Source organism: Blastopirellula retiformator (assembly GCF_007859755.1).
In the GTDB taxonomy this organism is placed as follows: domain Bacteria; phylum Planctomycetota; class Planctomycetia; order Pirellulales; family Pirellulaceae; genus Blastopirellula; species Blastopirellula retiformator.
The window spans coordinates 212,856-237,036 of record NZ_SJPF01000003.1 but is presented as its reverse complement, the minus strand read 5'-3'; the positions used below and the strand labels follow the sequence as shown (position 1 = coordinate 237,036).

Sequence of the window (24,181 nt, the reverse complement as noted above, 5' to 3'; positions counted from 1 at the left end):
TTGTTGCGAGCGAGAGCTACTCGACGCTGACGGTCGGCTCAGTCGCTTCCGCGATCGCCGGTTTGGCGAAGTAGGCCGCAGCCGGCTCGGCGATTGTCGTCGACAGGAATCGCTGCATCTCGAACTCTCCTTCGTAGACAATGACGCGACCATCGGCCGAGATCTGCAGCATTGCTTTCATACCAGCCGTTGGCGGCTTCGATTTTTCCTGCGCGCTGGGATAACTCTTTGAGTCTGATGACGGGGGTTTAAAGTAAACCATCCCTTCCAGTTCCAGTTGCGGCAGCGTGACGAACTGGCGACGGAAGAGCCAATAAAATTCGTAGAACGGCGCGTCCGGCTCTTGCTGGTCGATCTTCCTCAGATAGTCATACCAGATCAACTGACACCCGGTTTGTACGTCGTCGATTTGCTGTTGGTTCAAATAAAGCGGCATCCGTGGATCGTCGAGCGGGACCACAATGTTGCGATCGGTATCGATCAGCACGCAATAACAGTGATGCAAAACCTTGGACGACGGCTGCCCCGGAAAGGTGGCGATTAACGTACGGGGGTTCTCAATGACGTAGCCCGCCACCAGAAAATTGGGAAAGCCGGGACAGGCGACCACCTTCAACGCATACTTGCCGCTGATGTAGTTGCTGGCGTCCGAATGATGATGCAGCAGATAGGGAGGCCGCTCGTCGCCGCCGGCGTTGGCGCTAACCTTGCTGACCGCCGGCTGCAGGGTCGTGCCGTCCTCGGAAATCTCCAGCGGCCGCCGCTTGCTGATCAAATACGTATTGTCGATCACCTCAAACAACTTCTGCGATGTCGGAATCGTCTCCCGGGCGTCCGCGCCTAAGGCAACCGTACAGAGTATCAAAGCCGTGACGTTCATGGGACTTCCTTTTCGATGTTCGTAGCTGCGGCGAAATATTGCGTGGCGGGAATCGCCAGCGACGTTCTAAGTAGTTTGCACATGTCAATCGTCTCACTGTGCGTCGCTTCGCAGCCGTCGGCCGCAAACGTGACGCTGACGAAGACGCCGGTGAATCGCTCGTCACTGCCATTGCGACTGCGGCGGGTGAACCGGGCCTGGGCGATCCCCTTGATCGGCGGCGGGGTGACGAACTGATTTCGGAAGGCGCCATATTCGGAAACGAACGGCGCTCCCTCGGTCTGCGATTCGATCTGCAGCAAGTATGCGTCCCAGATGGCGTTCATGCCTGATGAAAGCGCCTCGTGGCGAGCGTCGTCCAGATACAACTGGGCATTCCGATCATCCAGTTTGACTACCACGTTTTGATCGACGTCGACCAGCACGCAAAACGCGGTTCTCACGCTCAGGCGATGGATCTCCGCCAATTGCTGCTTCGATTGATTTTTCTCGTCGTCAAACCGGACGTAACCCGCCAAGAACGTGCAGGGCTGCTCGGCGCAGGGGATCACGCACAACTGATATTTGTCGATCAGCAGCGCCTGGCGATAACCGGCGACTCGCGTGCCGAAGGGAAGCTCGCGACTGTTGAACGCGCCGGTCGCTTGCAACCAGGCGCCATCGTCAACCAACTCGACATCCCCAATCTTGTCAATTTCATAGCACCGATTAATCAGCGCCGAGAGCGACTTCACACTCGGAATCGTCTCCCGAGCATCCGCCCCGGCGATCACGCTGCACAGTACCAAAGCGATGGCGTTCATCTATTTCTCCTCCTGGGTTTCGGCGGCGAAGTAGCGACTGGCCGGAATCGCCAGCCTGGTCGTTAGCAGGTTGGCGATGTAATAGTGTTTGCCGATCCCCACCTTGCGCTCTCCGGCCGTCAGGCGAAAACTCATTTTCAGCTTCGGCCCACTATCGGGCAGCGGAATCAAGTCGCACTCGATCTCGACCGGGGGAGTAACGATAAATTCGTCCTGTAGCGACGTGATGTAAGAAGCGATGAAAGGATCTTGCGGATTGTCCTTCAGTTGGTCGACGTACGGCTGGGCGATCTTCGCCAGGTTCGCTTTTACCGTTCCGACCTCTTCGTCGGTCAGGTGCGAGATCAAATTGTTTCGCTCTAGGTCGAGCAAGATGTTGTTGGCGGCATCGACGTAGATCGCAAAATGATGATCGCGCTGGTGCCCCATGGCTCGCGACCGCCTTCCGAAACCCTCTTGACTGCCGAAACCATTTTCGTTCACTTCCTGCGACTCGACCGGCGATTCTCGCTGCACGAACCCCGCCAGAAAACAGCCGGGCGTATCGGGACAGGGAACGATGCGCAGGTCGTACTTCCCATCAAACTTCCAGGTCGTGCGCGGGTTGGCCGGATACTCGTAACCCATCAAGGGAGTTTGCAACAACGTGCGATCTTCGGAGACCACGAAATGGGGCGACTTGTCCAACTGATAAAGCCGGCTCTGCAGGTCAAATACCTGCTGCGGACTGGTGATCGAAACGGCTGGATCGGCGCCTGCGACGACGCTGCATAAGATCAAAGCGAACGCGTTCATTGAGCTTTCTCCTTGGTGACGACCACGGCAGGCCGTGCAGAAAAATAGTCGGCGGCCGGAATCGCCAGCTCGCTGGTCAGCAGATCGGACATGGCCTGGGGAGTTGCGATCGACTCCCGGACATCGGCGCCGGCCACGATCTCGCACATGAGCAAAGCGGCAGCATGCATAGAAACTTGCCTCGAGAAAAGAAGGTCCAACGGTTCGCGCACCAATCAATGTATGCGGCCAGCGGGGGTGAGTCCAGCAAACAAAAAGGGGACGCGATCGCCGAAAAAGTCATGGCGCGACAAATAGCGGAGCTAGCTACCATCACTTTGCATACCGCAAAGAAACCGCTGCGCAGGACGTGGAATAACGCCCGCACTAGACGAAAATCGCCTTGCCAAATACACCCCACTTTTGGTATAAATATGTCCAGGCGTTACCAGACGTCGCTTGCGACGAGCGCCTGCCATCTTCCCGGCACGTAGGAGCGTGCCGTGATCTCCATTTCAACCTCCAGGTCCCAGCGAACAACCGCTCGTTTTGCGACCCAGTAGCGAACCTTGATCACTCGCAACTGAGCCCCATTTCGCGCGGAGCGCCCAAGGACCAACCCCAAGAACCAGCGCGGCGACGCAGCGGGATGAACCCAAGCTGCAGACCCACGCGAGGATCATCGGTCGTTCTTGGTACGTTGTCATTTTTCGAATTGGGAACCGGACAAGAAAAACGAATCAAGCGGTCCAGTTCAGTAGGGTGCGTCTGGACGCACCACGAACCTGCGCGATCGCTCGATTGCACCAACGCGTGGAAACGCAACGGCCCCAGAGGTTTGCGTTGCCACGCGAGGGAATTGCTGAGCGGATTGGCAGGTTCTCGGTGCGTCTCGACGCACCCTACCCCGGAAGAAAAAAACGAAACCCGGCGGTCCAGTCCGGTAGGGTGCGTCTGGACGCACCACGAACCTGCGCGATCGCTCGACTGCACCAACGCGTGGAAACGCAACGGCCCCAGAGGTTTGCGTTGCCACGCGAGGGAATTGCTGAGCGGAATGGCAGGTTCTCGGTGCGTCTCGACGCACCCTACCCCGGAAGAAAAAAACGAAACCCGGCGGTCCAGTTTTCGTGACTCATCGGCGCTGCGTTGCCTTGGCGTGCGCTGGCATCCGCATTCCATCGGCTTGCGATTCGTGGTCCGCACAGCGGACCCTACGAAGACATCGTTTCGAAAAAAGAATAGACGCACAATGGCGTCTATTCCTTATGGCGACGAGGAGGGAGTTTCGTCGCCCTGGTGGTAATGAACTGCAAGTCGGTCTAGCTGCCTGTTGAGAAAATCAACGGACCACTAGGCGACCTGTTCCTGTTCGGCTCGGACCATGCTTTCGACGGCGTCTCCTTTGGCGATCACGACCACGCCGCCAGAGCTGACGGTGAAGCCGCGGCGGCGGTCGAGTTCGAGGTCGAAACCGATTTCGGTGCCTGGGGGAATATGAACGCCCTTGTCGATGATCGCCCGGCGGATGCGACTGTGCCGGCCGATGTTGACCCCTTCAAACAGGATCGAGTCTTCGACATGGCAGAAGCTGTTAACCCGCACTTCGGGGCCGAGGATGCTCCGCTCGACTTCGCCGCCCGAGATGATCGAGCCGCCGCAGACGATGCTGTCGAGCGCACAACCGCGACGCCCTTCGTCGGCACTGCCGGCAAAGACGAACTTCGGCGGCGGCACGTTCGGCTGGTACGTACGGAGCGGCCAATCTTGATCGTACAAGTTGAGCAGCGGATCGACGTGAACCAAGTCCATGTTCGCTTCAAAGTAAGCGTCCAGCGTACCTACGTCTCGCCAGTAGGCGTCTTGCTTGCGATTTTCGTCCCGGAACGGGAAGGCGAAGACCCGCTGCGAGTCGATGATCGACGGAATGATGTTCTTGCCGAAGTCATGCGCGCTGTCGCGACGCGTTGCGTCTTGGCAGAGCTGCTCGAACAGGAAGTGGGCGTTGAAGACGTAAATGCCCATCGACGCCAGGCAGCGATCGGGATCGCCGGGGATCGTTTTGGGGGTAGGCGATTTCTCTTCAAAGCCGACGACCCGCTGATCGGTATCGACCTGCATCACGCCGAACGCCTTCGCCTCTTCGGGCGAAACCGGCAACGCGCCAATCGTCAGGTCGGCGCCATTGTCGATGTGATAGTCGATCATTTTGGCGTAGTTCATCTTGTAGATGTGGTCGCCTGCCAAAATCATGACGTAGTCGGGACGATGCTTCTCCATCGCGTAGATGTTTTGATAGACGGCGTCGGCGGTTCCTTGATACCACTGCTCGTCGATCCGTTGTTGCGGCGGAATGACGTCGATGAACTCGCCCAGTTCGCGGCAGAAGTAGCGCTGCCAGCCGACGTTCACATGCCGATCGAGGCTTTGCCCTTTGTATTGCGTCAGCAGTTGGATGTGCCGCAGCCCGCTGTTCAAACAGTTGGAAAGCGCGAAATCGATGATGCGATAAACGCCGCCGAACGGCACCGCCGGCTTGGCGCGATCCCGCGTCAGCGGTTCCAATCGCGACCCTTTTCCGCCGGCGAGGATGACGGAGAGAACGTTTTGCATGGGGAGGGCGCTCCTAATCAAGACATGGGGAAGGAGGAGCCGGTCAGGGATGGGGCGCTCCGTCACGACTTCCGGAGTATTTTATCGACCCCGCGAAAATCGGGAAACAGAAATTGGTTCCGCGGTTTCGCCAGATTTCGCCGCGCGACGTCTTTCGCGCCGTTGATACCGATTATGCTTGCGCGCCGCGCAGCAGCGCATCGGCGCTTATCAGTCCGTTGATTTTCTCAACGGGCTGCTGGATCGCAGGGATGCGATCCCAAAATAGCGACGTAAGTCGTTATTTTGCGAGCCGCGAAGAGCTATGCTCTGAGCCTGGCGAGGTTGGAAAATGCCACGAGGGCATTTTTCAACAGGCAGTTATGCGTTGGCCATGCGGATCTTGCGCACGACAAAGTATTGGATCATGCCGAGTAACAAGATCGACAGCGTCAGACAGATCGTCCAATGAATGTCGAGCGGCGGATCCTTCGGGTAGAGCACCGCAAACAACACATGCAGGTAGTAGCCGATCAGCGAGATCGTGGTGACGTAACCAACCAATCCCGTTTGATAGAGCGCACCGCTGGCCGCCACTAACAAGACATATCCCAACACGAGGGGACTCGATGCGCCGTTGGCTGAAAACAACAACATCGTCAGCAACGCCACGTTCATCGTCATCCAGGCATAGATCGCCGTGGTCCGCGTACTGGGACGCTCGTACATACGCTGGAAAAACCATGCGCCTACTGCGTAACCGAGGGCGGTCGCGATCGAGATCAGCTGAAACAGCGGCTGCACCGATACGGGATCGCGCACCACCCAGACGCAAAACAAATGATAAGCGTAAAACAACAGCATCGCCGCCCAGGTGATCGCCAAACCGGGTCGTCGCCGGGCCCAAAAAATTACGCGTTCCAACAGCGAAAGGGGTCGGGCCTGGATCGGTTCGTTACTGAGAAAAGCCCGCAGGTCGGCCGCCAACTCGGCTGCGCTTTTGTAGCGAGCGCCCGGCGTTTTGTGCAGGCACTTCAAGCAGATTGTTTCCAGCTTCCGCGGGATTTGCCAGTTGAGCTTGCGCGGCGGCGTCACATCGGCGGTACAAACCAGGTCGATCGCTTCCAGGATGCTGCCGCTTTCAAAAGGGGGTTTGCCAGTCAGCAGCGCGTACAGGATGGCGCCCAGCCCGTAGACGTCGGTCGCGGCGCCGATTTGACCGACGCGGCCCGACGCTTGCTCCGGCGCCATGTAGCCGGGGCTTCCCATCACTTGGCCGGTGCAGGTCAGGTGCGACTCGTCATCGACCCGCTTGGCCAGGCCAAAGTCGGTCACCTGAGGGCGCCCTTCGGCGTCGAGCAACACATTGGAAGGTTTCAGATCACGATGAATCACCCCATGCTGATGAGCGTACTCGATCGCCTCGGCGATTTGCCGCACCAGGTCGGCCGCTTGGTCGAAGGTAAAGGTCTCGGTCTTCAGCGCGACCGCCAGGCTTTTGCCAGCGACGTAGCCCATTGAAAAGTAATGACGCCCGGCGTGACTGCCGACCTCGTAGATCGGTACGATGCCGGGGTGGTTGAGGTTGGCGGCCGCTTCGGCCTCGATCCGAAAGCGAGCGACCTCGTCGGGCGAAGCGAATTGCCCGGCCAAGATCATCTTCAGCGCGACGGTTCGATTGGGATGTTGCTGGCGAGCCCGATAGACGACTCCCATGCCGCCGCGAGCAATTTCCGCTTCGACTTCGTAGCCGTCGATCTGAATCGAAGCGGGCAGGGGAGGGGAAACGTCGACCGTGTCGTGAATCGCGATCGTCGGACTCTCGGCGGTCAGCGCCGCTTCCAGCGGCGAACGATCAAGCCGGCTGTCGTCATCCTGCGCCAGCATCGCCGCGACCTGCTTGCGCAAGTCGTCGCGCTGCGCAAACCGCGCCGCCAGGTGAGCGTCGCGTTCCGAAGCAGGCAATTGGCTGACCTCGTCAAACGCCTCGCAAACAAGTTGATAGTCTTCGGGAGTCACTGGTGCAGGTCAGGTCTTCGCGGAATGGATGATGAGAGCGGAAAGCGAACAGGAAGAGCCCAACACTAGCCCACTGCGCCAGCGAGGGAATAGAGTCGAAAATGTCTAATGCCGGAAGCTGCGTCTTTCATTAGACATTGGGATTTAGACATTCGTCATTTACTTGCGGCCGCCTTCCCTTGCTGGCGCAGCGGGCTAGTGTTGCGTCTATTCCACTTCGGTCACTCTTCCAACTGCGTCAGCAACCACGCTTTGGCGGCGCGCCAATCGTTTTTGACGGTGGAGGGGGAAACGTCGAGGGTGGCGGCGGTTTCGTCGACGGTCAGGCCGCCGAAGTAACGGAGTTCGACAATACGGGCATGCCGCGGGTTCAGGGCGGTCAGACGTTCCAACGCGTCGTCGAGCGCCACCAGGTCGACGTCGCGCGAGGCGCGGTCGGGGGTCAGATCTTCTTCGATCGCGATCTTCTGAGCGCCGGCGCCTCGTTTGGCGGCGTTCTTTTGCCGGGCGTAGTCAACCAGGATCCGTCGCATGACGTTGGCGGCGATCGCACAGAAGTGGGCGCGGCCTTGCCATTCAACCCGATTTTGATCGATCAGCTTCAGATAGGCTTCGTGCACCAAGGCGGTTGGCTGCAGCGTGTGATCGGCCCGCTCGCGCTGCATCTGCCGCGCGGCGATTCCTTTCAATTCGTTATAGACCAGCGGCAGCAACTTTTCGGCAGCGTCGGTTTCGCCACGCGACAAAGCGGCCAACAGTTGGATGGTATCGTCGCTCACGCAGACTTTCCTCATGGAGATCAAACGGGACTATGCATAGCAGTCCGTTGATTTTCTCAACGGACTGCGTGATCGCACGGATGCGCTCGCAAAATAACGACGTAAGTCGTTATTTTGCGAGCCGCGAAGAGCTATGCTCTGAGCCTGGCGAGGTTGAAAAATGCCACGATGGCATTATTCAACAGGCAGATAGCTTAGCACGCCGCCGAACCAGGAGGAAACGCCGCAGGGGGGAGAGCTTATTTCGCGGTGACGTCAAATTTGAAGTCGTTCGGGCCGGCTTCGGTGACGTCCGCGGTCAACTTACTGCTGGAGTTGTACTTGGCAGGAATATAGTTGACCTCGCCGGCGTCCATGCCTGGCGTACCGCCGGCAGCAGGGCGAAACGCGGCGATCTCGACCCGCCGTGAACCGGGCTCGACTTTGCCGGCGAACTTGCCGTCCACGATATCGAGACTGTCAATCGAGCCTGCCGAGACCGTTTTGAAGTGGATCAATCCTTTGTCGAGCGGCTTGCCGTCAATCAGCACCTGGCCGGTGACGTCAACGCGGGTCGGCTCCGGTTTGCCAGGCGTACAGCCTAGTGCAGCGACCATGGCTGACAACAGCAGGAGATTCGTGATGTGCTTGTACATTTCTCGTTTCTTCCAATTGATGCTTGCAGGCGTTTTCCAGGCGCAGCGAGATCGCCGACTGCCAAGGGCAATCGCTGCGAGTACGCGAGCGGCAGCGGCGCAAAGCCACCCGTGAGAAGCGATCTCAAGAAAATGCCTGGAAGGCGAAGCGTGCGATCCCAAAATAGCGACGTAAGTCGTTATTTTGCGAGCCGCGAAGAGCGATGCTCTGAGCCTGGCGAGGTTGGAAAATGCCATGAGGGCATTTTTCAACAGGCAGTTAGCCGCGGACGACCTGGCGCGAGCCGTCGTAGCAGATTTGCTTTTGTCGCCGCGCTACCATGTCCCAATCAAAACGATGCGGGGGCTCAAGGTAATTGCGATAGGCGGCCGCCATTTGCCGCCCCGCTTCGCTGAAAGAGACTCCGCCGAAACCGCAGCCCATCGCTGGAAAAGCGACCGTTTCGATCTTGGTCTCGCTGGCGACGTTGTGGCGATAGATTGCGACGAGCGCGGCGAACGTGGCGGCGTAAACCTTGTCGGTTCCTTCAATCGAGCCTGGGACGCGCATCGTCGGGGCATGGACGACATACGGGTAGCCAGGCGTTTCGGTCTCGACGACCATCGCCGTGCCGATCGGCTGCTCCCCGAGATATTGGTCGAGGATACGAGTTTGGACTCGCTGCATGAGGGCTTCGCCATGAAAGGCGATTACCGCGGCGTCGATGCCGGCGGTCATCATGCCAAAAGAGTTGGCCGCGGTCACAAAACAGTCATGCGGCGGCAGATTTTCAAAACGACAGGCCTGGGCCGAAACGCCGGGCAAACCGTCAAAACGAGCGAGAAGCGTCTCGCAAGTTGCAGGGTCGGGATGAACCAACCAAAGAGTTAAAGGAAAGGGCATCGCCAGATTCTAGCGAGGCGAATTCGACGAAGCAAATATTCGGCGGAGACCGCGTTACTTTTGCAAAATCAGCTTGCCGCTGCGGGTTTCGCGCAGGCGATAAACGGCGCCTTTATGAGAGATCAAAATCTCGTTGCTGCCATCCATTAACTCGTTGGAATCGACCACCTTTGCGTTGAGGCCGGCCAGTGCCTGTTCGGGCGAAATGGGGGCGTCTTGACGGTCGTTTGTGCGTTGCGATGGTTCGCTTTCCATGGGTCGGTCCAAGCAGAAATCGGGCGAAAGGAAGTTTTTTCGAGGCTGGTCGTTGACAGTGCCACCGACGTGCCGCTAAACTTCGTACATCGATATTGATACTCGATATCAGTTTTACTTGCAACGCATCCCCCGAGTTTTCTCGCAAAATTCCGTCTACCGTTCGCCAGCTCTCCTGCCAGCCCACACGGTCGCACCCAAACGCGTTGCGAAAATCCCCCCTATTTCCGCCCCACGGGCTAGTTCAGAAGGAGAGCCGACCATGCGTCGTCGCGGTTTTACGTTAGTTGAGTTGTTGGTGGTGATCGCCATTATTGGCGTGCTGATCGGGCTGCTGTTGCCGGCCGTCCAACAGGCCCGCGAAGCGGCCCGCCGAATGTCTTGCAGCAATAACATGAAGCAGATAGGGCTGGCAACTCATAACTTCCACGACACCTACCTGGAATTCCCATACGCAGTCAAGGATGCAGTTGATAGTGACGAAACCACGACCTACCTGACCGGCTGGATTCAAATTATGCCGTTTATTGAATCCGATGCGATCGCGAGTCGCTGGGATCCCACGGAAAGCCGCGCCAGCACAAACGACGCCGATGGTGACGGCTGGACCAATTTCATGCTGACATCGCAAATCATTCCGACCTACTTGTGCCCAAGCATGGTAATGCCAAGCGGCGCGCTGACCTCGTCACTTGGCGAAGATCGCGCACCGAGCAGCTACCAATTTTGTGCGGGAACTCAGGACACTTCTTTGCTCTGGTACGCACCCTACTACGGAGTTGACGAACCTACGTTTAACGGCGCGATCATCCCGATCAAAGAGAAGGACGCTACAAGCCCGAACCATCGAAGCCCAACTAAGTTCCGCGATATCGTCGATGGCACGTCGAATACGTTCCTCAATGGCGAGACCGATTTCATGCCGCAAGGCACTCCCTCCACTTCCTACGGCGCTGTCTGGGCCTATGGATACCTATATGGCTGGGGGTCAACGTTCGTTCCTTTCAACAAGCACGACAATACGTCGACCGTATACGGTGGATATCGCAGCCAACATCCCGGCGGAGCACAATTTGGCTTGTGCGATGGCTCGGTTCGATTTGTTGCCGAGACGATCGACCAGGAAATCTACGACGCAGTCGCCACCCGCGCTGGCAACGAAGTTGCGCCGCTTCCGTAACAACTAGGTGAGACGCACGATGAATCGCATCGATATTTGGCTATTGATTATCGTCGCCGTTGCACCATGCGGCTGTGGCGAAGCGACCGCACCTGCGGCCAATTTGGGCGAACAGGGTCCTCTTACCGTCGAGAAATGGAAGCAACTGCCGGTTTCTCAAAAGTACGATGAGAGCTCTTTTGAGAGCCTGCGTTTAGGCGACACGAAACTTCAATCGGAACGCAACTGGCACAAGTTCATGATGAACGTGGTCATACCAGAAAGGAAGAAAGATATTCCTGCGGTGCCGGGCGAACGACCGACGGACGATAACGTTTCGCAAAACAAGTAGCCTGATACGGGCTACTACCGACTCCTAGCAGCAGTCGTCGCGGCGTTTCCTTCGGGAGACGTCGCGGCGGCTTTTTTTGCATATCTCGGCAGCGTAGATAGGCGTCGCATCCGCTCGCGGCATCTTCTACCATAGGAGACGGTCGCGGCGCTGGCGCCGCTTACTTTCCCGTTCTTCCCGAGCACGCGCCGTCGTCATGCAACTTCATTGTCTCGGCGTTTCCGGCTATCATCCCAGCCAGACCCGACAAACCGCCTGCTTTATGTTGCCCGAGATCGGCCTGGTGCTCGACGCCGGGACTGGTTTCCATCGCGTTCGCAGCCGGATCGCGACGCCGCAGCTCGACATCTTTTTGTCGCACGCCCATCTCGATCATGTGATGGGGATCACGTTCCTCTTCGATACGCTCTATCAGAAAGAGACGCAGGTCCGCGTGCATGCCGAGCAGCCGAAGATTGACGCGATCTGCCAACACCTGTTGTCGCCGCTGCTGTTTCCGGTCGCCCCGCCGTGTCAGTTCGTTCCGCTCAAGGGAGACGTCGCCCTATCGGGAGGCGGCCGCCTCCGTTGGTTCCCGCTCAAACACCCTGGCGGCAGCGTCGGTTATCGGATCGACTTGCCGGGTCGCAGCATGGCGTATGTGACCGACACCACCGCCGCCGTCACTGCCGACTACCTCGAGAAGATCCGCGGCGTCGACCTGCTGCTGCACGAATGCTATTTCCCCGACGGGCTCGATCAGTTCGCCCAGACAACCGGCCACAGCTGCATCACGCCGGTCGCCCAAGTCGCCAAAGCGGCTGGGGTTGGCCGGCTCGTGCTGACCCACGTCAATCCGCTCGATGACATCGACGATCCGGTCGGCGTCGAAATCGCCCAGCAGATCTTCCCCGACACAGTTCTGGCGGAAGACGAAATGGTGATCGAGTTTTAGGGGAAAAGCGGAGATAGAATGGAAGAGGCAGACGGAACGTGAACCTACGATTCCGCTTTCCGCTTTCCGCTTTCCGCTTTTTCAATCGGCTGCACTCCGTCCATGCGCGCGACCAGCTTCCGCAGCGTCTCGCGGTATTGGTAGTAGTCGACCTCGAGCCGATGCCGGGGCGAGTCGAGATATTCGCGCCGCTGCGGCAGGCCGAGTCCGCTGGAGTGCTTTAGCGCGCGGAACCAGGCGGCGACTTCCGGATTGGTCCTTTGGGCGGCGATAAAGCGGGCTATGATCTTGGCCTGCAGTTCGGTCAGGGGCCATTGCCCGCTGTTCGGCTGGATCATACCGGCCACAAACAGGTCGTCTCGATCGGGATGAAACGCATGCAAGAAAAGCCGCGGCATCCCGTTTTGCGGATTCAGCTCGGCGAGATCGATAAAGGGAAATGACAGCTTGTAGCCGGTCGCCAGAATCACCAGATCAAATTCCTCGCGGCGATCATCGGCGAAGACGACCTGGTCCCCCTCGAATCGCTGCACATCGGGGAAAACCTGCACGCGGCCATGTCCTACGTAATAAGGAAGCTGCGAGTTGATGATCGGGTGGGTGTCGAAGATCTCATGATCGGGGCGGGGGAGACCATATTTCTCGGGCCGACCGAGCGCAAACCCAATCGACTGCCGAATGACCCACCGCTTCAGCGACTGGGGCAGTGGCCATGATCGCAAACGATCCCCCACCACGTCCGACGGTTTACCACGGATGAACTTGGGCACGAAGTGATAACCGCGCCGCATGCTGATCGCGGCCGAGCGAGCGTGGATCGCCGCTTCCACCGCGATATCGCAGCCCGTATTTCCGGCGCCAATCACCAAGACGCGCTTATCGCGCAGCTGCTCGCTGAACTTGAATTGCCGCGAATGGATCACCTCGCCATGGAAGCTGCCATCGATCTCGGGCGCCAGCGGATCCCAATGATGTCCGTTGGCGATGATGACGCCGGCGTAAATTCGGGGCGCAGACTCCCCTTCGACGTGGACTTCCCACTGGTTTTGCGCAAGCCGAGCGATGTGGTTTACCGCAGTGCGAAACTGGATGTGGGAATAAAGATCAAATTTGCGCGCATAACTGCACAAATACTGTTGCGCTTCGTAGTGACTGGGGTAGGAAGAAAACGCCCCAGGCATGGGGAATTCTTCATATGCGGTCATTCGCTTCGAAGAGATCAGATGGGTCGATTGATAGACGCTGCTCGACGGCTTGCCGAAGTTCCAGTTCCCTCCGACCTCCTCTTCTCGCTCCAGCGCGTGACATTGTACTCCATATTCCAAAAGATTTTTTAGGACTGTCAGCCCGGATGGTCCTGCCCCGATCACACAATAGGTTGGCTGGTTCGTCGGCGTAGATATTGAACTTACGGACAAGAGATTCCCTTAGTCAAAGTTGTTTGGTCTCAACAGGGGGAGCCAGGCGCTTAATTACTCAGCACGCAAATGAATTCATTTTTCGTTTCTCCAATTGAATTTCGCTTGACATTCAGCCAGTCGGGACGGACAATCTAACTGACAGTTTCAAGGTGGTCTTTCGATCCTTTCGGGGGACCGCAGGTCAAAAAAGTGTGGAACATTAACACTTTCGCAACAATTCTCGAGTATGTCCCCCTAGGAGGCCAGGACAAGATTTCGGGAATCCCAATCATCATTTCACTGGACAACTTCTTTGAATTAGTGAAGATTAATTATTACTTTGCTGACAAATCAGTAACTGCGGCACGTCCTCATGCGGTTCGTTGAGTCTCAATAGCAGCGAATGCCTGAGACCGTGCCGACCGGAACAGAACGCGATTTTAAGAGGAGCAGACTATTATGATGCGGGTGACCAAGGTCGCATCGGCGGAAGATTACCAACTAATCAGCAGCTTCGACGAAGTAAAACGAACGCTGTTGGATGAAAGCAAATTCCAGGATCGACTCGAAAAACCTCTCGCCTACTGGGCGTTGCCAAACGATCGCCGTTTGCCGCTCGCCTTTCTCGGACGTTCGCTCGGCGATCTGCTGGCGACCCCCTTCGAGGAGCTGTCGGCGACCCCGGGCATCGGCCAGAAGAAGATCAGTTCGCTGGTTCGTCTTCTCCACCGCGCCACCAAGGAAGAACCTCATTCGACGCCGTATGGCGCCCAAGAGCAAGCTCCCCCGACCCAGGGCGACGAGATTCTGGGCATGCCGTGCACGCCGGACGGCCAATTCGATCACACCTTAGTTTCGGAACTGCTATGGGCCAAATGGCGCGAATCGGTTCGCGTTCATAACCTGCAGCACGAGAAGCTCGGCCGACTCGCCTCTTCGCTCGCCGAAGTGCCGACGGTCATCTGGAACACGCCGCTCAGCTTCTATCTCGACTACACCGTCGCCGAGATTCGTCGTCTGAAAACCCACGGCGAGAAGCGCGTCCGCGTGGTGCTGGAAGTCTTCTTCCGCATTCACCAGATGCTCGAAAACGTCAAGCCGCAAGAGCAGTTCGCCCTGAAGCTGCAACCGAACTTTGTGCCGGCCGTCGAACGCTTTGTTCTCGATCGCCTGGCCGACGACAACCAACCTTCGGAAGATGACGTCCGCGCTTACATCGCCGACGCGCTGCTGAAGCAAATCAAGCTGGACGCCGGCGACACCGTCTTCGACCTGGCGGTCGGACGTTTGGGCCTGGGCGGCAAGCCGCAAAGCGTTCGCATGCAAGCTCGCATGCTGGGCGTCACCCGCGCTCGCATCTACCAGCTGCTGGAAGACTGCAGCAAAGTGATGACCGTTCGCTGGCCCGAAGGTCAAGCATTGCTCGCCACGCTGGTCCAAAAAGGAATCAACGCTGGCCACTCGCCGATCGAACAGCGCCTGCTGATCGCCGTGCGAGAGCTGTTCTTCCCGACCAAGCTCGAATCGTTTGAAGAAGATCCGCAAATCTAAGCGATCTCACCTTCGACGTAACGAAATACGAAAGGCTCGCCTGTCGATCAGGCGAGCCTTTTCTTGTGCATCAAACGATGCGGCCCAGCAGCGGAGGGTTCGCTGTGCGGTCGAATCGAAACGCAAGGTTGCGTCCCGAAAGCACTGGGGACAAAACGTGCTGCGTAAGGACGTCCCTACGCGTCGCTCCGGCCGCACAGCCGACCCTCCGAGCTGCCGTGGCTAACAGTCCGTTGATTTTCTCAACGGGCTGCTGGATCGCAGGGATGCGATCCCAAAATAGCGACGTAAGTCGTTATTTTGCGAGCCGCGAAGAGCCATGCTCTGAGCCTGGCGAGGTTGGAAAATGCCACGAGGGCATTTTTCAACAGGCAGCTAAGCGATGCTGCAGCTCTTGGCGGGCGGCTCGTCTTTCACTTGGTTCCAGGGCATCCGGGCCAGCATCATCGCCATGCCGCAGGTGTCGGTCGCGCCAGCGAAGACCAGGCCTGCCCCCACAAACGCCGAAATGCCAATAAAGTAGGGATGGACCGTCAGTCCCAGCACGGCGCCCAGCAGCACCAGAGAACCGGCGGCGATCCGGACCTGACGCTCCAGCGACATCGCTTTCTTGCCGCGCTCGACCGGCAGATTCGCCGCCTCCCAGGCATTGGTTCCCCCTTCGATGTTGACCACGTTTTCGTAGCCGGCCGCCACAAATTTGCGACAGGCCTGATCGGCCCGCTTGCCGCTGCGGCAGATCACGTACAGCGGCTCCCCTGCGTCGAGACGGCGAGACTTGACGACGCTATCGACGTCCAACGACTCCAGCGGCGTATTACGGGCCGCCGAGGCATGGACCTCGCGGAACTCGGCCGGGGTTCGGACATCGATCAACTCGATCGCCTGGCCCGACTTTTCGCGGTCCGCCAACTGAGCCGGCGAAATGGTTTGAATGTCGGACATGATTCGCTCCTTCTCTGAGGAATACTTCAGCTTGAACAGGCAGGCGAAAGACGCCGGCACGCTACCAGCCTCTCCCCTGTCCTGATAATTCAAATATATCGCTATCTTCCGATATGTCAAGGGGGAAGTCGTTTCATTTTCGGGATCCGATACCTTATATTGGTACTCTTCTTTCCTCCCGCTGGAGATTGGTAAGCATGCCCGTCGACCCTGTAGCTCCACTACAAGCCGCACTCGAAGTCTCGCCCGATAACATCCCGCTGCGTCTCCACTTAGCGAGAACGTTGGCCGATTTGGGCCGGACCCAAGAGTGCGAACAAGAGCTGAAAACCGCACTGACGTACGCCCCTAACAACGTCGAGGCGAAGCTGGCCCTGGCCGAGTCTTACGTCAAAGCGGCGAAGACCAGCCATGCGATCGTCATCCTGGAAGAGCTGGCCGAGCGCGGTGAGGCGCCGCCGGAGACGCGCGTGCTGTTGGCCAAGTTGCTGCTGACCACCGGCGAAGATCGCTCGGCGGCCGCTCACTACAAGGAAGCGATCGAGGCCGATGAGAGCGTCGCCGATCCGCAATTGGCCGATGCGTTGGGCGTCAGCGGCGGTTGGGAAGAGGAAGAAGAAACGATCGTCGCCGGCCGCGTTCGCGAAATGACCGGCCCGACTGACGAGCCTCCCGAGGTCGATCGCCCCGAGCGCCCCAACATCAAGTTCGCCGACGTCGGCGGCATGAGCGTCGTCAAAGAAGACATCCGGATGAAGGCGATCTATCCGCTCGAGCAGGCCGAGATGTTCGCCGCGTACGGTAAGAAAGTAGGCGGCGGCATTTTGATGTATGGCCCGCCTGGCTGCGGCAAGACCTACCTGGCCCGCGCCACCGCCGGCGAGATCAACGCTTCGTTCATCTCGATCGGCATCAACGACGTGCTCGACATGTGGATCGGGCAAAGCGAACGCAACCTGCACGCGATCTTCGAGCAAGCCCGCCGCAACGCTCCCTGCGTTCTGTTCTTCGATGAGGTCGACGCCCTTGGCGGCCGCCGCAGCGACATGGCGAGCGGATCGTCGCGGCAAACGATCAACCAGTTTCTGTCAGAACTGGACGGCGTCGAGTCGAACAACGATGGGGTCGTCATCCTGGCGGCGACCAACGCGCCATGGCACGTCGATCCCGCTTTCCGTCGACCTGGACGATTTGATCGTTTGATCTTCGTCCCGCCGCCTGACCTGGAAGCCCGGGCCGAAGTGCTGGAAGTTCAACTGCGGGGCAAACCGCAACAAAACGTCGATCTGAAGCAAGCCGCCAAAAACGCGGACGGCTTCTCCGGCGCCGATCTGAAAGCGGTCGTCGACATCGCGATCGAAGCGAAATTGAGCGAAGCGATGAAGACCGGAATTCCGCTGCCGATTACGACCGCCGATCTACTGGCTGCCCGAAAGAAGGTGAAGCCGTCGACGCAGGAATGGTTCGCGACGGCCAAAAACTACGCCGTCTTCTCGAACCAGGGAGGCGCTTACGACGACGTGCTGAAGTACTTGAAACTCTGATCGCCGCCGCGCCGTTCGCTATTCGCCTGCTTCTTTTCGCTGAAAGTTCCACGTGTCCGATCCGCAACTTGACCGCGCCTTGCTGTTGATTCAACAAGGCCGCTTCGACATGGCGACTGAAACGCTGCAATCGGCCATTCAGCGCGATCCCAATAATCCAGTAGCGCACACGTATGCCGCACTCGCCTGCGGCGCCTTGGAGCAAGCGAACAAATCGGACTTTCACATGCAGGAAGCGCTCCGAATCAATCCCGAGTTCAGCTTCGCTCATTTCATCCACTCGACGATCTTGTCTTCGCGCAACCGCGCCGACGATGCCGAGCGTTCCATTCGCGAAGCGATCCGCATTGATCCCGATGTGCCGGTTTACTACGCCCGTCTCGGCGAAGTGATGCTGGAAACGAAAGCGTGGAGCGCCGCTCAACAGGCGGCCGAACAAGGACTCGCGCTCGATCCCGACGACGTGAAATGCCTGAACATTCGTGCGACGGCGCTCACCAAGCAAGGCAAAACGCAAGACGCGGCCGATTCGATGCGCACGGCGCTGCGCCGCGATCCGGACAACGCCGACACCCATACCAATCTCGGCTGGTCGCTGCTGCAAGCAGGCGAACATCAACAAGCGGCCGAGCACTTTGGCGAAGCGCTCCGGATCAACCCGCAAGACGAGATGGCCCGCGTTGGCCTGGTCGAGTGCCTGAAGGCCCGCAACGTCGTCTACTCTCTCATGCTCCGCTATTTCCTGTGGATGTCGCAGCAGTCGGGCCGGATGCGGTGGTTCGTGATTATCGGCCTCTTTGTCGGCTACCGCGCCGTCCAGGCGTTCGCCAGAGCGAATCCAGAATACGCCGTTTGGACCTATCCGGTCGTCGCCGCCTATATTGCGTTTGTGTTGATGTCTTGGATCGCGTCGCCATTGTTCGATCTGGTGTTGCGGCTTGATCGACTCGGGCGCCTGGCGCTCTCCAAAGAACAGATCCAAACTTCCAACTGGATCGGCATTTGCCTGATCGGCTCAGCGTCATCGCTCCTCTTTCTATTCGGAGCCCACACGCCGTTACCAACGCTGTACGTTGCGGTCAGTTTCGCCGTGTTGCTGCCATCAGTGGCGCACATCCATGATTGCGACAAAGGCTGGCCCCGCTACGCGATCCTGGCGATCTTCGGCCTCTTAGCACTGCTCGGCTCAATTTGCGTCGGCGCATCGATCGCGTCTCAGGTCGTGCCGGAAGATACGGGCACGCTGATGTTGCATCTGGCGGTGTTTCCCTTTTTCGCGCTTTGCTTTGGCGGAGTCGCCTCGCAATTTGCGACGAACTTCCTGGTTGCGGCCAGGGTTCGCAGGTAGCCGATCTGCCGTACAGACGATCGCACCGCACTATCTGACTCACGATTGCGTCCATCCTTTATTGGTCCTTGCCCATGAACTGCGATCCCATGCGACGGGCCAACCTGTTGATGCAGCAGAAACGCTTTGCCCAAGCGGCCGAAGCGTTTTTGGAGGTGCTGGCCGAGTTTCCGAATGAGCCTGAGGCGCTGGCTTCGCTCGGCTGGTGCCAGACCCAATGCGGTCAGCTCGACTTGGGCGAAGAGAATATCCAGCGAGCGATCGAGCAGGCGCCCGGCAGCGACTTTTTGCACCAGATCCACGCGCTGCACTTGAGCCATCGCGGCCGCCATGCCGAAGCGGAAGCGGCGATTCGTCAGTCGCTGGTCATGGAGATGATTGCCGACAATCCCGTGGAGTGAAGGCGGCGTAAAACAGCTCGCCCTTACGACCAATCAAACCACTTCTTCAGTGTGTGGAAGGTCGCGTCGCGACCAACTTTGGCGATGCTGCGGGTCAGCGGGATATGCTTTGGGCAGACCGAGACGCAGTTCTGGGCGTTGCCGCAGACCTGGATGCCACCCTCTTCGGTGACCGCGTCCATCCGTTCGCGTTTGTTCATCTCGCCGGTCGGGTTCATGTTGAACAGCACCACCTGGCTGATCGCGTGCGGGCCAATGAAGTTCTCGTCGTACTCCGCTTCCTTCCGCTCTGCAAACGCTTCGGCCGATTCGCTCGATTGCTGCTCCAGCTCGATCTTCGAGAACTGCGGGCACGATTCGACGCAGCAGCCGCAGGTCATGCATTCCGACAGCGGATAAGAGGCTTCTTGCGCCGCCATCGATTGCTTCGGACCGGGGCCCAGATCGTAGTAGCCGTCGACTGGCACCCACGCTTTGACCTTTTTCAGGGCCTGGAACATCCGGCTGCGGTCGACCATCAGATCGCGGACGACCGGGAACTTGGTCATCGGGCGAAGTTCGATCGTGGCGCCATCTTCGTCCAGCAGGCGATCGACCAGGGCCGAGCAGCTTTGACGCACCCGACCATTGATCACCATCGTGCAGGCTCCGCAAACCTCTTCCAGGCAGTTGCAGTCCCAGCAGACCGGCGAACATTTCTTGCCGCCATCCTCTTCACCCCGCGCGGCGATCTTTTGCAGCACGCTGATGACGTTCAATTCCGGTTCGTAGGGAATCGTGAAATAGGCCCAGTAGCTAGGTTGTCCCGGGCCGTTTTTGCGAAGCACCTTGACGGTGAACGATTGCGGCTTGGGACGGCTCGGCTGTTCTTCAGAGTGAGCGATCATGGCTTCCTGGCGACTCCTCGGAATCGAATCAGCGCCGCGGCGCGACGCCTGAATAGGACGTTAGTTTTGTAAGGTTCGTTTAGCGACCAGCGATTAAACCTCGGCCGGCTGCTTGTTGGCCGCTTTCTTGGCGGTCCGTTCCTTCCAGACCTTTTCGATGATGTCGGCGCCGACCAGCCCGTACAAACGGGGACGAGGCGGCAACAGCGACGTATCGACGTCTTCGTAGGTAATCTGCGGTTCGCCGTCAGCATCGACCGTGGCGATCGTCGACTTCAGGAACTTATCGACATTCTCTTGGAACTTGTCGCACCAAGTTTCGGCCTGTTTGTGACGTTCGTCGTAATCTTCCGCGGTCAAACCAGGCAGCTGGAAGGCAGGCTTGTAGTGAGCGCCGCGGCATTCGTCACGCTGCAAGGCGCCCTTCAGAATCGCCTTGGCGATCGGGAACATGTCTTGCAGGGCCTTGGTGAACAGCACGTTTTGGTTCGACCACGAGCCGGTATCCGACAGCGAGCAACGCTTCACCCGTTCGCCCAGGTCGTGGACGACGCCGATGGCGTTCTCCAACTGTTCATTGACGCGGACCACAGTGGCGGCCTTGGTCATGATGTTGCCCAGCTCTTGATGAATCAGGTACGGGTTCTCGCCCCCGTCGTTCTTCAGCAAAGCCTGGTGACGATCCTTCTGCTTGGTCAGGGCGGCGTCGAACAGCGACTGCGGACGCTCGGCGGCGGCCGATCCTTCCGGCATGTTCTTGAGCAGCGTCTCCAAACCGGGCGCCACAAACAGCCCCGAGAAAATGCAGCTGAGCAGCGAGTTGGCCCCCAGGCGGTTGGCGCCATGATAGTGGTAGTCGACTTCGCCAATCGCGTACAGGTTCGGGATGTTGGTGACCTGGTTGGTCGGCGAGCCCGGCATCAGGCCACCTGCGGTGGTTCGCTCGTAGTCGGTCCAGAGACCGCCCATCGAGTAGTGAACCGCCGGGAAGATCTTCATCGGCGTGAACCGCGGGTCGACGCCTTGGAACTTTTGGTAGATGTCGAGGATACCGCCCAGCTTACGAGTCAGTTCGCTCGCTTCGATGTGCGTCAGGTCCAAGTAGACGCACTGGCGATCTTTCTCGACGCTCAAACCTTCGTTGACGCAGACGTTGAAGATTTCACGGGTGGCGATGTCGCGCGGCACCAGGTTGCCGTAGGCCGGATAGCGTTCTTCCAGGAAGTAGTAACGTTCCGACTCCGGAATGTTCTTCGGGCTGCGCGAATCTTGCGGCGTGCGCGGAACCCACACGCGGCCACCTTCGCCACGGGCGCTTTCGCTCATCAGACGCAGCTTGTCGGCGCCGGGGATGGCGGTCGGGTGGACCTGAATGCATTCGCCGTTGCCATACTTGGCGCCAACTTGCATACAGCGGCTGGCGGCGCTGCCGGTGCAGGTCATCGACATGGTCGAGCGGCCATAGATCAAACCGCAACCGCCGGTCGCGACGACGACGGCGTCCGCCTTGAAGGTCCGCAGCTCCATCGTGACGGTGTCTTGGGCGACGGCGCCAATGCAGACGCCGGCTTCATCGAGCACCGGGCTCATGAAGTCCCAGGCTTCGTACTTCTTGACCAGACCTTCCACTTCCCAGCGACGGACCTGTTCGTCCAAAGCGTAGAGCAGCTGCTGACCGGTGGTGGCGCCGGCGAACGCGGTCCGCTTGTAGAGCGTGCCGCCGAAACGACGACGATCGAGGAACCCTTCCGGCGTGCGGTTGAAGGTCACGCCCAGGCGATCCATCAGGTCGATCACCTTCGGGGCCCAGTCAGCCATCTCTTTGACCGGCGGCTGATGGTTTAGAAAGTCGCCACCGTAGATGGTGTCGTCAAAGTGCTTCCACTCATTGTCGCCCAACTGGCGGGTCTGGTCGTTGACGCTGTTGATGCCACCCTGAGCGCAGACGCTGTGCGAACGCTTGACCGGGGTGATGCTCATCAGGTCGACCGCGATGCCGAGTTCGGCCAGTTTCATCGTGGCCGCCAAACCGGCGAGTCCGCCGCCAACCACCAGAACGCGTTGCTTCGCCATGCCAGGTATCCCTCGTATCAAGTGGGGTCGATCGTCGCTCGGCCCAGGAGTGCGTTGTGTACTGTTATCGTAGCGCGAAGTTGCCGGTTGACCGCCCGATTAATCTTCTGACTCTTCCGCCGGGGCGGGGCCGTTGAAGGCAGGGGCTTCGTCCAGCTCTTCGGCAGGCAGGTCACGTTTGTGCTCGCTCGGCGGGATGTCGCCGATTTCGACCAACAACTCGTACGCGGTGTTTTCTTTCTCGCGGATCTCTTTGAAGTCCTTCAGCGTCCACAGTCCGACGATCGACGTGATGCCGACCAAGGCTAAGGCCAGACCAAAGATGCTGGTCACGCACTTGGCGCCGGTCTGCGCCTTCGGGCTGATCCAGATACCCCAAGTGATGCCCATCGTGAACAGGCCGTTGGAGAGGTGGAACACGCAGGCCAGCACGCCGATCGTGTACAGAATCGGGTACAAGACCGAGGCCTGCATCGCGTGGGCGGCCGACGTGGCGGCGTTGTATGGCTTGAACATCCCACCCCAGCCCTGAATCAGGTGGAGCCAAGCTTCATTGTGAATCCAGCCATGCATGTGGAACACGTGCCAGGCGATGAAGACAAAGGCCAGCAGACCAGTCGCTCGCTGCATCGTGTAGCGGAAGTTGCTGTTGTAGCGGTACTCGGAGTAGTTGGGGGACGCTCCCATGGTGAACGCCAGACCGAGAAACGCGTGAAACATGATCGGCAGGAAGATGAACGTCCATTCGACCAGCGGCAATAAAGCCCCCAGCGAGTGAATGGAGAAAACGTTCCGCTGGAACGTCTCTGGCGAGGCGGCCACGCTAGCGTTCACCAACAGGTGAACGATCATGTACGCACCAACCGGCACCAGGCCAGTCAGCGAGTGGAGCCGACGAATCAAAAATTCATTACGAGCCCAGAAACCGGGTTTATTACTCACCTGCAACCCTCATTGGCGGCGATCGGCGACAACCCTAACTGTCCTAGCAGCAAGGGCTTAGAACGCAATTCGGACATCCGCCGATACGTGACCGGCCGAAAGAAAACGCAACATTGCCCGATGCGTTCTTGTTTATACCGCATACAGAATCGTCCTTTGAAGTACCCTCAACAAAACCATTTACGCAAAATTCGTTCGATTTCTTCGGTGGTGGTAATCTAGGCAACCGCCTGTCAATTCGGCAGCAACTCAAAGCCCGATGAAAAAGGGGTGAATTGCGCTAAATCTCGATACGGCCCAGATTTACTACAAACGTTGCCGCATTGTGCGAAATTGGAATTAAAATTGCTCTATAGGAATTTTGGCGTCGAGCCTTACAACGATGCCTGCAAGTACGTCACCCTCTTTAACCGCAAAGCGGCGGAAGATGAAACAATGGGGATCGTTCACGCCCCGAACTTGTTGATCACCGACGATGACCGCGGCTTTCGCGAAACGCTGGCCGAGGTCTTCGCGGCTCGTGGTTTCGAAACTCATCTCGCCAAAGATGGAGTCGAAGCGATCGACGTCGTCCGCTCGATGCGGATTGACGTAGCGCTGTTCGACTATCACATGCCGCGGAAAACAGGCCTCGAAGCGATTGTGGAGTGCCGCACCGCCGTCTCCCAACTGCCGTGCATCCTGCTCTCCGGCAATCTCGACGACATCATCCGCCAACAGGCGATTTCGGCCGAGGTCTTCTCGGTGCTGGCCAAACCGGTCAGCCTGCCCGATATTACCTCGAAGGTCCGAGAAGCGCTCGAGCAGCGTTTTCCCGAGCGATTTAGCTCGGATGACAACTAACGCCGATCCCCTTCGGCACGCCTAGCAGTCCGTTGATTTTCTCGACGGACTGCGTGATCGCATGGATGCGATCCCAAAATAGCGACGTAAGTCGATATTTTGCGAGCCGCGAAGAGCTACGCTCTGAGCCTGGCGAGGCTGGAAAATGCCACGATGGCATTTTTCAACAGGCAGCTAGGCCT

23 protein-coding genes are annotated in these 24,181 nt (G+C 58.5%); 8 read left to right on the top strand and 15 right to left on the bottom strand.

Features of this window, described 5'->3' with window-relative positions:
• Positions 1–16: 16 nt before the first annotated feature.
• From Enr8_RS12720 to hemP, 10 genes are all read right to left on the bottom strand, one after another.
• On the bottom strand, positions 17–880 hold the full coding sequence (locus Enr8_RS12720) for a hypothetical protein (RefSeq protein WP_146432071.1): 864 nt from the start codon (positions 878–880) through the stop codon (positions 17–19).
• Positions 877–1,683 carry a hypothetical protein gene (locus Enr8_RS12715; RefSeq protein ID WP_146432069.1) on the bottom strand — a complete coding sequence of 269 codons (807 nt, stop codon included), beginning with the start codon at positions 1,681–1,683 and terminating at the stop codon, positions 877–879. The genes Enr8_RS12720 and Enr8_RS12715 overlap by 4 nt, the downstream gene beginning before the upstream one ends.
• Complete coding sequence (locus tag Enr8_RS12710) at positions 1,684–2,478, bottom strand: hypothetical protein (RefSeq protein WP_146432066.1); 795 nt, start codon at positions 2,476–2,478, stop codon at positions 1,684–1,686.
• Positions 2,475–2,648, bottom strand: coding sequence for a hypothetical protein (locus Enr8_RS25435; RefSeq protein ID WP_186767623.1), 174 nt, complete (start codon positions 2,646–2,648; stop codon positions 2,475–2,477). Before Enr8_RS25435 ends, Enr8_RS12710 begins: the two co-directional genes overlap by 4 nt.
• 1,162 nt (positions 2,649–3,810) lie before the next feature.
• A complete protein-coding gene (glgC, locus tag Enr8_RS12705; RefSeq protein ID WP_146432064.1) occupies positions 3,811–5,070 on the bottom strand; it encodes a glucose-1-phosphate adenylyltransferase in 1,260 nt (419 codons plus the stop codon).
• Positions 5,071–5,430: 360 nt separating this feature from the next.
• Entirely contained in the window at positions 5,431–7,068 is a 1,638-nt protein-coding gene (locus Enr8_RS12700) for a serine/threonine-protein kinase (RefSeq protein WP_146432062.1), read from the bottom strand.
• Positions 7,069–7,289: 221 nt separating this feature from the next.
• On the bottom strand, positions 7,290–7,847 hold the full coding sequence (locus Enr8_RS12695; RefSeq protein WP_246120071.1) for a sigma-70 family RNA polymerase sigma factor: 558 nt from the start codon (positions 7,845–7,847) through the stop codon (positions 7,290–7,292).
• A gap of 239 nt (positions 7,848–8,086) precedes the next feature.
• Positions 8,087–8,482, bottom strand: coding sequence for a hypothetical protein (locus Enr8_RS12690; RefSeq protein WP_146432057.1), 396 nt, complete (start codon positions 8,480–8,482; stop codon positions 8,087–8,089).
• A gap of 259 nt (positions 8,483–8,741) precedes the next feature.
• On the bottom strand, positions 8,742–9,365 hold the full coding sequence (locus Enr8_RS12685) for a macro domain-containing protein (protein WP_146432055.1): 624 nt from the start codon (positions 9,363–9,365) through the stop codon (positions 8,742–8,744).
• A 54-nt stretch (positions 9,366–9,419) separates the two neighbouring features.
• The gene (gene hemP, locus Enr8_RS12680; protein WP_146432053.1) at positions 9,420–9,620 is read right to left on the bottom strand and encodes a hemin uptake protein HemP; all 201 of its coding nucleotides are present in this window, start codon (positions 9,618–9,620) and stop codon (positions 9,420–9,422) included.
• A gap of 262 nt (positions 9,621–9,882) precedes the next feature.
• Between hemP and Enr8_RS12675 the strand changes: the two genes are divergently transcribed.
• The 3 genes from Enr8_RS12675 (at position 9,883) to Enr8_RS12665 (ending at position 12,065) form a co-directional block, all read left to right on the top strand.
• On the top strand, positions 9,883–10,800 hold the full coding sequence (locus Enr8_RS12675; RefSeq protein WP_146432051.1) for a DUF1559 domain-containing protein: 918 nt from the start codon (positions 9,883–9,885) through the stop codon (positions 10,798–10,800).
• A 19-nt stretch (positions 10,801–10,819) separates the two neighbouring features.
• Positions 10,820–11,131: a hypothetical protein gene (locus Enr8_RS12670; protein ID WP_146432049.1), complete on the top strand. Its 312-nt coding sequence runs from the start codon at positions 10,820–10,822 to the stop codon at positions 11,129–11,131.
• A gap of 196 nt (positions 11,132–11,327) precedes the next feature.
• Positions 11,328–12,065: an MBL fold metallo-hydrolase gene (locus Enr8_RS12665; RefSeq protein WP_146432047.1), complete on the top strand. Its 738-nt coding sequence runs from the start codon at positions 11,328–11,330 to the stop codon at positions 12,063–12,065.
• 44 nt (positions 12,066–12,109) lie between these two features.
• On the opposite strand, the gene Enr8_RS12660 is transcribed toward Enr8_RS12665, so the two are convergent.
• Entirely contained in the window at positions 12,110–13,435 is a 1,326-nt protein-coding gene (locus tag Enr8_RS12660; protein ID WP_261342465.1) for a flavin-containing monooxygenase, read from the bottom strand.
• Positions 13,436–13,924: 489 nt separating this feature from the next.
• Here Enr8_RS12660 and Enr8_RS12655 point away from each other — a divergent pair, with 489 nt between their 5' ends.
• A complete protein-coding gene (locus Enr8_RS12655; protein ID WP_186767622.1) occupies positions 13,925–15,016 on the top strand; it encodes a hypothetical protein in 1,092 nt (363 codons plus the stop codon).
• Positions 15,017–15,391: 375 nt separating this feature from the next.
• Here Enr8_RS12655 and Enr8_RS12650 read toward each other — a convergent pair whose 3' ends face one another.
• A complete protein-coding gene (locus Enr8_RS12650) occupies positions 15,392–15,952 on the bottom strand; it encodes a rhodanese-like domain-containing protein (RefSeq protein ID WP_222434876.1) in 561 nt (186 codons plus the stop codon).
• Between the two features lie 206 nt (positions 15,953–16,158).
• Here Enr8_RS12650 and Enr8_RS12645 point away from each other — a divergent pair, with 206 nt between their 5' ends.
• From Enr8_RS12645 to Enr8_RS12635, 3 genes are all read left to right on the top strand, one after another.
• A complete protein-coding gene (locus tag Enr8_RS12645) occupies positions 16,159–17,505 on the top strand; it encodes an ATP-binding protein (RefSeq protein ID WP_146432040.1) in 1,347 nt (448 codons plus the stop codon).
• Between the two features lie 52 nt (positions 17,506–17,557).
• A complete protein-coding gene (locus Enr8_RS12640) occupies positions 17,558–18,853 on the top strand; it encodes a tetratricopeptide repeat protein (RefSeq protein ID WP_146432038.1) in 1,296 nt (431 codons plus the stop codon).
• A 74-nt stretch (positions 18,854–18,927) separates the two neighbouring features.
• Positions 18,928–19,254, top strand: coding sequence for a tetratricopeptide repeat protein (locus tag Enr8_RS12635; RefSeq protein WP_146432037.1), 327 nt, complete (start codon positions 18,928–18,930; stop codon positions 19,252–19,254).
• A gap of 23 nt (positions 19,255–19,277) precedes the next feature.
• On the opposite strand, the gene sdhB is transcribed toward Enr8_RS12635, so the two are convergent.
• The 3 genes from sdhB to Enr8_RS12620 all read right to left on the bottom strand — a co-directional run bounded on the left by sdhB (position 19,278) and on the right by Enr8_RS12620 (position 23,156).
• On the bottom strand, positions 19,278–20,141 hold the full coding sequence (gene sdhB / locus Enr8_RS12630) for a succinate dehydrogenase iron-sulfur subunit (protein ID WP_146432035.1): 864 nt from the start codon (positions 20,139–20,141) through the stop codon (positions 19,278–19,280).
• Positions 20,142–20,234: 93 nt separating this feature from the next.
• Positions 20,235–22,214 carry a succinate dehydrogenase flavoprotein subunit gene (gene sdhA, locus Enr8_RS12625; RefSeq protein ID WP_146432034.1) on the bottom strand — a complete coding sequence of 660 codons (1,980 nt, stop codon included), beginning with the start codon at positions 22,212–22,214 and terminating at the stop codon, positions 20,235–20,237.
• 99 nt (positions 22,215–22,313) lie between these two features.
• Positions 22,314–23,156: a succinate dehydrogenase cytochrome b558 subunit gene (locus tag Enr8_RS12620; RefSeq protein ID WP_222434865.1), complete on the bottom strand. Its 843-nt coding sequence runs from the start codon at positions 23,154–23,156 to the stop codon at positions 22,314–22,316.
• 345 nt (positions 23,157–23,501) lie between these two features.
• Here Enr8_RS12620 and Enr8_RS12615 point away from each other — a divergent pair, with 345 nt between their 5' ends.
• Complete coding sequence (locus tag Enr8_RS12615; RefSeq protein ID WP_146432032.1) at positions 23,502–23,999, top strand: response regulator; 498 nt, start codon at positions 23,502–23,504, stop codon at positions 23,997–23,999.
• The last annotated feature ends 182 nt before the right edge of the window (positions 24,000–24,181 follow it).

Coding starts and splice junctions, on each gene's coding strand:
- Enr8_RS25435 (WP_186767623.1), bottom strand. CDS start 2,648: ATGCATGCTGCCGCTTTGCTCATGTGCGAGATCGTGGCCGGCGCCGAT.
- Enr8_RS12685 (WP_146432055.1), bottom strand. CDS start 9,365: ATGCCCTTTCCTTTAACTCTTTGGTTGGTTCATCCCGACCCTGCAACT.
- Enr8_RS12635 (WP_146432037.1), top strand. CDS start 18,928: ATGAACTGCGATCCCATGCGACGGGCCAACCTGTTGATGCAGCAGAAA.
- Enr8_RS12690 (WP_146432057.1), bottom strand. CDS start 8,482: ATGTACAAGCACATCACGAATCTCCTGCTGTTGTCAGCCATGGTCGCT.
- sdhB (WP_146432035.1), bottom strand. CDS start 20,141: ATGATCGCTCACTCTGAAGAACAGCCGAGCCGTCCCAAGCCGCAATCG.
- hemP (WP_146432053.1), bottom strand. CDS start 9,620: ATGGAAAGCGAACCATCGCAACGCACAAACGACCGTCAAGACGCCCCC.
- Enr8_RS12665 (WP_146432047.1), top strand. CDS start 11,328: ATGCAACTTCATTGTCTCGGCGTTTCCGGCTATCATCCCAGCCAGACC.
- Enr8_RS12720 (WP_146432071.1), bottom strand. CDS start 880: ATGAACGTCACGGCTTTGATACTCTGTACGGTTGCCTTAGGCGCGGAC.
- sdhA (WP_146432034.1), bottom strand. CDS start 22,214: ATGGCGAAGCAACGCGTTCTGGTGGTTGGCGGCGGACTCGCCGGTTTG.
- glgC (WP_146432064.1), bottom strand. CDS start 5,070: ATGCAAAACGTTCTCTCCGTCATCCTCGCCGGCGGAAAAGGGTCGCGA.
- Enr8_RS12655 (WP_186767622.1), top strand. CDS start 13,925: ATGATGCGGGTGACCAAGGTCGCATCGGCGGAAGATTACCAACTAATC.
- Enr8_RS12670 (WP_146432049.1), top strand. CDS start 10,820: ATGAATCGCATCGATATTTGGCTATTGATTATCGTCGCCGTTGCACCA.
- Enr8_RS12675 (WP_146432051.1), top strand. CDS start 9,883: ATGCGTCGTCGCGGTTTTACGTTAGTTGAGTTGTTGGTGGTGATCGCC.
- Enr8_RS12710 (WP_146432066.1), bottom strand. CDS start 2,478: ATGAACGCGTTCGCTTTGATCTTATGCAGCGTCGTCGCAGGCGCCGAT.
- Enr8_RS12645 (WP_146432040.1), top strand. CDS start 16,159: ATGCCCGTCGACCCTGTAGCTCCACTACAAGCCGCACTCGAAGTCTCG.
- Enr8_RS12715 (WP_146432069.1), bottom strand. CDS start 1,683: ATGAACGCCATCGCTTTGGTACTGTGCAGCGTGATCGCCGGGGCGGAT.